The organism is Streptomyces sp. NPDC056479 (assembly GCF_042795335.1).
In the GTDB taxonomy this organism is placed as follows: Bacteria; Actinomycetota; Actinomycetes; order Streptomycetales; family Streptomycetaceae; genus Streptomyces.
This window is the reverse complement of the sequence record NZ_JBHTRZ010000002.1, coordinates 1,030,249-1,036,424: the sequence shown is the minus strand read 5'-3', so window position 1 is coordinate 1,036,424 and position 6,176 is coordinate 1,030,249. Positions and strand designations below refer to the sequence as shown.

General features: G+C 66.4%; 6 protein-coding genes. All 6 read right to left on the bottom strand.

The annotated features are described in order from the left end of the window. Positions 1-104 precede the first annotated feature (104 nt). The 6 genes from ACFQ6S_RS10715 to ACFQ6S_RS10690 all read right to left on the bottom strand — a co-directional run bounded on the left by ACFQ6S_RS10715 (position 105) and on the right by ACFQ6S_RS10690 (position 6,165). On the bottom strand, positions 105-437 hold the full coding sequence (locus ACFQ6S_RS10715) for a putative quinol monooxygenase (RefSeq protein ID WP_383406019.1): 333 nt from the start codon (positions 435-437) through the stop codon (positions 105-107). 158 nt (positions 438-595) lie between these two features. Then, a complete protein-coding gene (locus tag ACFQ6S_RS10710) occupies positions 596-1,675 on the bottom strand; it encodes an ABC transporter ATP-binding protein (protein WP_383406016.1) in 1,080 nt (359 codons plus the stop codon). 1 nt (position 1,676) lies between these two features. After that, complete coding sequence (locus tag ACFQ6S_RS10705; RefSeq protein WP_383406013.1) at positions 1,677-2,765, bottom strand: ABC transporter ATP-binding protein; 1,089 nt, start codon at positions 2,763-2,765, stop codon at positions 1,677-1,679. Next, on the bottom strand, positions 2,762-3,607 hold the full coding sequence (locus tag ACFQ6S_RS10700; protein WP_383406010.1) for a carbohydrate ABC transporter permease: 846 nt from the start codon (positions 3,605-3,607) through the stop codon (positions 2,762-2,764). The genes ACFQ6S_RS10705 and ACFQ6S_RS10700 overlap by 4 nt, the downstream gene beginning before the upstream one ends. Further along, a complete protein-coding gene (locus ACFQ6S_RS10695; RefSeq protein WP_383406008.1) occupies positions 3,604-4,482 on the bottom strand; it encodes a carbohydrate ABC transporter permease in 879 nt (292 codons plus the stop codon). The genes ACFQ6S_RS10700 and ACFQ6S_RS10695 overlap by 4 nt, the downstream gene beginning before the upstream one ends. A gap of 81 nt (positions 4,483-4,563) precedes the next feature. After that, positions 4,564-6,165, bottom strand: coding sequence for an extracellular solute-binding protein (locus ACFQ6S_RS10690; RefSeq protein ID WP_383406005.1), 1,602 nt, complete (start codon positions 6,163-6,165; stop codon positions 4,564-4,566). Between the last annotated feature and the right edge of the window lie 11 nt (positions 6,166-6,176).

Sequence of the window (6,176 nt, the reverse complement as noted above, 5' to 3'; positions counted from 1 at the left end):
GCGGGAGGACCGCCAGCCAACCAACCCCCACCCCGGTCCCGGGTGCCCCCCCCCCTCCACCCCCCCCCCCCCCCCCCGGGCCGCGTCGTGGCAAGGGCAGGGAACTACTGCTGTTCGGGAACCGCCATCTCCCCAAGCAAGGACCAGTCGTCCTGCGGAACGGTCATGTTCACGATGCGCGGCGTCTCGGCCAGATGAGGCGGCAGCGTCTGCTGCGCAGCCTTGAAGTGCGCGGACTGCACATGCGCGGCCCCAGCCTCTTCGTCGCGGAAGGCCTCGACCAAGACGTACTCCGTGGGCTCCTCCATGCTGCGTGACCAGTCGAACCACAGGCAGCCGGGCTCGGCGCGCGTGGCCCGGGTGAAGTCGGCGCTGATCTCGGGCCAGCGATCGGCGTGCTCCGGGCGGACGCGGAACTTGGCGGTGATGAAGATCATGGGATTCCTTCGCTGATGTGTGCTGCATCGTCTCCGCCGTGTGTGGCGGGCCGGAGGGGAAACGGTCGCGCTGCTCACGGCGTGGGCAAGGGTGGGTCCCCTCCGCGGGCGGGTGGGGTTTCGCCGGCGTTCCGGCCGCGCCGCGTACCATGTGGTCGCTACGACTGGAATACCAACTGACCGTCCGCGTAGGGAAGGACCTTGGCGCGCGGCAGGTGCACGAGGACCTCCTCGCCCGCCGGAACTCCCTCCTCCCGCGGCGCCTTTGCCCTGACGAGCTGCCCGGCGACCTCGACTTCGAGCACGCGTTGCGCGCCGTGGTCGCTGATGCCCCGCAGTCGGCCGGGGAAGGTGTTGGGGCCGGGGTCCGTGACGACCTTGACGTATTCGGGCCGGACGCCGACCTGGACGCCGGTCCTGTCGCCGGGGACGTCCCAGGCGACGGACAGGGTCCGGCCGCCCAGTGCGAAAGGACCGTCATTCCGGTCCACGGTCAGGAAGTTCATGGCCGGTGAGCCGATGAAGTAGCCGACGTAGATGGAGGAGGGTGCCTGGAAGAGCTGCTCGGGGGTGCCTTGCTGCACGGCGCGGCCGTCCTTCATGACGAGCAGTTCCTGCGCGAAGCTCATCGCCTCGTACTGGTCATGGGTCACATAGATCACCGTGGGCCGGAACTGCTCGGTGATCTCCCGGATCTTGCGCCGCAGCGAGTGTTTCAGCTGCGGATCGATCACGGTGAGCGGCTCGTCCATCAGGACGGCCGCCACGTCGTCACGGACCAGGCCGCGGCCGAGTGAGATCAGCTGCTTGTCGTCGGCGGTGAGCCCGCGAGCGGGCTGCTTAAGCCGGTCCTGCAATTCCAGCGCCTCGGCGACCTGCCGGACTTTGGCGTCGGTCCTCGCCTTGTCCCAGCGCCGGCACTGTAGTGGGAAGGCGAGGTTGTCGTAGACCGTCATCGACTTGTAGATGACGGGGAACTGGAAGACCTGGGCGATGTTGCGCGCCTTGGTGGGCAGCGCGGTGACGTCGACGCCGTCGAACAGCACCCGCCCCCGGGATGGTCTGACCAGGCCGGACAGGATGTTCAGCAGTGTCGTCTTGCCGCAGCCCGACGGCCCGACCAGCGCGTAGGTCTTGCCGGACTCGAAGGTCAGATTCAGCGGTTTGAGAGCCCACCGCTCTTGCTCGGTACCCGGCGCGTAGGCGTGCCCGACGTCGACGATGTCCAACTGCGCCATATCAACGGCCTTCCACTGAAGCGAGATCGTACGAAGGTGTTTGCACGAGCGTCCCCTGCTCGTCGAAGGCGAACAGCCGGTCGGGACGGAGCCGAAGTCTGACCAGATCGCCGAGAGCGACGTCGTGGATGCCCTCGATCTGTACGACGAAGGGGGTCTCGCCCACGACCACATGGACGAAGGTCTCGGAGCCGGAGATCTCGACGAACGTGACCTTGCCCTCGACACCGCTGGAAGCCAGGCCGACGTCGGTGGCCCGCAGGCCGAACTGGTAGGCGCCGTCGGGTAGTTCGGCCAGGTGCGCGGAGATGTGCGTGGCCTGGAAGCCGGCCACCGTGACCTGGCCGCCCTCGAGCCGGCCCGGGAAGATGTTCATGGGTGGGTCGTTGATGATGGACGCCACCGTGGTGGTCGCCGGGCGTTCGAAGACCTCCTGCGGGGTGCCGGTCTGGAGGATCCGTCCCTCGTGCATGACGAGGACCACGTCCCCGAGCATCATCGCCTCAGCGGGTTCGGTGGTCGTGTAGATGACGATCGTGTCGCCCTGGTCCGAGAAGAGGGTCTTGAACTCGTCGCGCAGCTGTTCGCGCAACTTGTAGTCCAGGTTCGCCAGTGGCTCGTCGAGCAGGAGGATGCCAGTCCCGCGGGCCAGGGCGCGCGCCATCGCCACGCGCTGCTGCTGGCCGCCGGAGAGCTGGGAGGGCTTGCGCTTCTCGAAGTCCGCGAGCCCCACGCTGGCCAGGCTCTGGTGGACCCGGCGGCGGATCTCGTCCCGTGACAGCCCGGCCCGCTTCAGCGGGAAGGCCACGTTGTCGAACACATTGAGATGCGGATAGTTGATGAACTGCTGGTAGACCATGGCGGTGTCACGCCGCCACACCGGCGTCCTCAGGAAGTCGGCTCCCGCCCGGGTCAGCGAGCCGGAATCCACTTTCTGCAAGCCGGCCAGGGCCCGCAGGAGCGTCGTCTTCCCGGCCATCGTCCGGCCGATGACCGTGTGGAGCCGTCCCGGCTGGAAGGTGGCGGTCACGTTCTTGAGGTGGTCGACGCCGTCGACGGTCAGGCACAGATCGGTGGTGCTGAGGTTCATCGGACCGCTCCCGACAGGTTCCCCTTGGACAGTAGGCGCTCCACCCAGAGGGCGAGCAGGATCAGCGGTGCCACGCCGAAAAGCGCGGCGGCGGACAGCGTCCACCACGGTGGAATGGAGGAGTTGAGAGCGACGACTGCCTGAGGCAGGGTCTGGACCTCGGTGAAGGTCAACCGGAAGGCGAAGAAGAAGTCGTTCCAGCCGAACACGGCGCAGAACATCGCCGCGACGGTCAGCCCGGGCAGGGAGTTCGGCAGGATCGCTCGTACGAAGGTCTGGAACGGGGGGCAGCCGTCCAGCATCGCCATCTCGTCGATCTCCCGGGGGATGCCGTTGAAGAAGTCCACCATCACCCAGACCGCGATGGGCAGCAGGAGCGCGACCGTCACGATGACCAGGCCCGGGATGGTGTCCAGCAGGCCGCCCCATTGCAGGAGGTAGAAGAAGGGGATCACCAGGACGACGGGCGGCATGATCCGTTGGGAGACGAAGAAGAAGACGATGTCGCTGTTCTTGATGAAGCCCAGCTTGAACCGGTACCGGGACAGTGCGTAGGCGGCCAGCGACCCGAGGGCCAGGCTGATGGCGGACGCGGCGACGGTGACGACGGCACTGTTGATGAAGGGATCGATCACATCGATGCCGCCGGCTCCGCCGAAGATGTTGCGCCAGCCGGTGAGCGTGGGCTCGTACTGGGCCCAGGGGACATAAGTCGGGCCGCTCTGGACCGCGTTGGCGGTCTTGAAGCTGGTCGTCATCGCCCAGAAGAACGGTCCCGCGACGAAGCAGGCCCACAGCGCGATCACGGTGTACTTGAACACGGGATAGAGGCGCGACCTCATGAATCCCCCTTCACCTTGAGGGCCCTGGTGAGCAGGGCGGCGACGACCGTGAGCGTGACGATCATCAGAACGAGGTAGGTCAGGGACATCGCCCCGCTGTAGCCGGTCTGCTGATCGCGCAGGCCCTGGATGTAGAGGTAGTAGCCCGGGGTTTCCGTGGCGGAGCCCGGCCCGCCGGACGTCAGGACGTAGACGCTGTCGGAGAGCTTGGACGCCTCGATCAGCCGGATGATGACCGCCGCGACCGAGACCGGTGCCATCAGCGGGAAGGTCACTTTCCAGAAGGTGCGCCAGGTGCCGGCGCCGTCGATGGCCGCGGCCATGAACGGTTCCTTGGGAAGGCTGAGCAGGCCGGCCAGCAGCAACAGGAACATGAAGGGGGTCCACTGCCAGACCTCGACGGTCATCAGCGCGAACAGGGCCGGTCCGGACTCGGTGAGCCAGGGAATCCTCGTCAGGCCCAGCATCCCCAGGAGGTCGTTCACCGGCCCCAGCGACTCATGGAAGATCGTCTGCCAGATGGCGGCCATCACCACGGGCGTGGTCATCATGGGGACGAGAAAGAGCACCCGCCACAATCGGCGGCCGCGTGCCTCGCGCCAGACCAGCAGGGCCATGCCGAACCCGATGAGGTACTGGATGAGAACCGTGCCACCCGCCAGCAGGATCAGCCGCGTGATGGAGGCCCAGAAGCGGCTGTCGTCCAGCATCGCGGTGTAGTTGGCCGCTCCGATGAAGTCCATCTGAGGGTTGCTGACGTTCCAGCCGGAGAAGCTGACGCGGATGGTGAACAGCAGCGGGAAAATGATGATCAGGAAGAGCGTGAGCAGTCCCGGCAGCAGGAACATGCTCTTGTGCCGGCGCAGGCCGTCCATGGTTCTCCTTGCGGAAGGGGCGGGAGTCCCCGGGTGGCCGGCCGGTGCGGTCCGGCCGCCCCGGGGCGCCCTGCGTTCGGATCAGGATTCGTCCTCGAGCACGACTACGTTGTGATAGGCGCTTTGGACCTTCTCTTTGCCGATCTGGTCGGTGATCTTGGCCCATTCCCCGGCCACGCCGTCCAGTGCCCGCTGCGGGGACTCCTGGCCCGCCAGCGCCGCCGCGACGCCGTTGGCCAGCGCGGACATGTACTGGTTGACACCGGGGACACGCAGGTCGAAGACGCGGTTGGGGTTCTCTTCCATGCCGGCGAGCGTCTTCACGTACGCCTTGGCGACGTCCTTGTCCCAGCCCTGCTTCTCCCAGAACTCCGGGTCGAGGTGGGAGATGCGGTAGGGGTTGACGCCGAAACGTCCGATGGTGAGGTCGAGCGCGGTGTTGGCCTCGTTGCTGAAGAAGCACAGGTAGTCGAAGGCCATCTCCTGGTGGCTGGACGCCTTGGTCACCGCGGAGGTCCATCCCCAGGTGAAGTAGGCCGCCTGGTTCGCCTTCCTGTCCCACGACTTCGTGGTGCGGTTGTAGACCTCCGTGGAGCCCGGCAAGGGCGCCGCCTCAACCGTGTTGCGGATCTTGCTGTCCGGCTGCTGGGCCTGGATGAAGGCGTCGTCCCAGGAGTAGGACATCAGCGTCTGGCCGCCTCCGAAGGAGAAGATCTCGTCTCCCAGGCCGAAGTTGGCGCCGCCGGGTGCCCAGGTGGACTTGGCCTTGACCATGTCCTCCAGGGCACGGACGAAGCCGGGCGTGTTGATCAGAGGCTTCATGGTCTCAAGGTCGAAGAAGACACCGCCCTCGACGTCCGGGTTCTTCACGTACGGCGCCGCCCGGCTGATGAACGCGGAGAACGTCAGGTCGTCGCGCTTGGTCACCTCGGCGCTGCCGTAGTTCTTCTTGCCGTCGCCGTCGAAGTCCTTGCCGCTGAAGACCTCGGCTATTTCCTGGTACTCGGCCCAAGTCGCGGGGACCTTCAGGTCCTTGCCCGTGGATCTTTTGTACTCCGCCTGCCACTTGGGGTCCTTCAGCACATCGGCGCGGACCTTGAGGTAGTGCCGGTCACCGTCCACCGGGTACTGGACGACCTCTCCGTCCCAGGTCGCCACGTCCATGTAGGCCGCGGTGACGTCCTGCATGCCGGTGGTGTTCAGGTACTTCTCCGGCACCGGTGCCAGATACGGAGCCATGTCGCCGATCCACAGGGACGGGTAGAACATGACGTCGTACGCCGGCTGGCCGGCCTGGAGGGGCGTGAGGATCTTCTGGTGCAGCTCGCCGAAGGGGACGTTGACCACCTCGACCTTCCCGCCGGTGATCTCCTCGAACTGCTTGGCATGCAGTTGCGTCGGCTCACCGATGACCGGGACGGCATGGCTGATGATCTTCAGCGTCTGCCCGGAGTAGTCCTTGCGGCTGATCGCCTCGTAGCTGCAGGAGCCGGGGACGTCCTTGACCTTCGTCGCAGGGTAGGTCTTGCCGTACTTCTGGTAGCTGATCTCCGAGCCGGGCTTGAAGAGCGCGGTCTTTTCCTTGGGCTTTTGCTGTGCTTCGTTCTGGGCGGTGCACGCGGTGGCGGTCAGGGCCGCCACGGCCGCTACGGCGACCAGGCCCGGGGACGGTCTGTTGCGCATGGGGCTTCTCC

Bases quoted from the DNA above. Each gene is read 5' to 3' on its own strand.
- ACFQ6S_RS10715 (WP_383406019.1), bottom strand. From the start codon at position 437: ATGATCTTCATCACCGCCAAGTTCCGCGTCCGCCCGGAGCACGCCGAT.
- ACFQ6S_RS10710 (WP_383406016.1), bottom strand. From the start codon at position 1,675: ATGGCGCAGTTGGACATCGTCGACGTCGGGCACGCCTACGCGCCGGGT.
- ACFQ6S_RS10705 (WP_383406013.1), bottom strand. From the start codon at position 2,765: ATGAACCTCAGCACCACCGATCTGTGCCTGACCGTCGACGGCGTCGAC.
- ACFQ6S_RS10700 (WP_383406010.1), bottom strand. From the start codon at position 3,607: ATGAGGTCGCGCCTCTATCCCGTGTTCAAGTACACCGTGATCGCGCTG.
- ACFQ6S_RS10695 (WP_383406008.1), bottom strand. From the start codon at position 4,482: ATGGACGGCCTGCGCCGGCACAAGAGCATGTTCCTGCTGCCGGGACTG.
- ACFQ6S_RS10690 (WP_383406005.1), bottom strand. From the start codon at position 6,165: ATGCGCAACAGACCGTCCCCGGGCCTGGTCGCCGTAGCGGCCGTGGCG.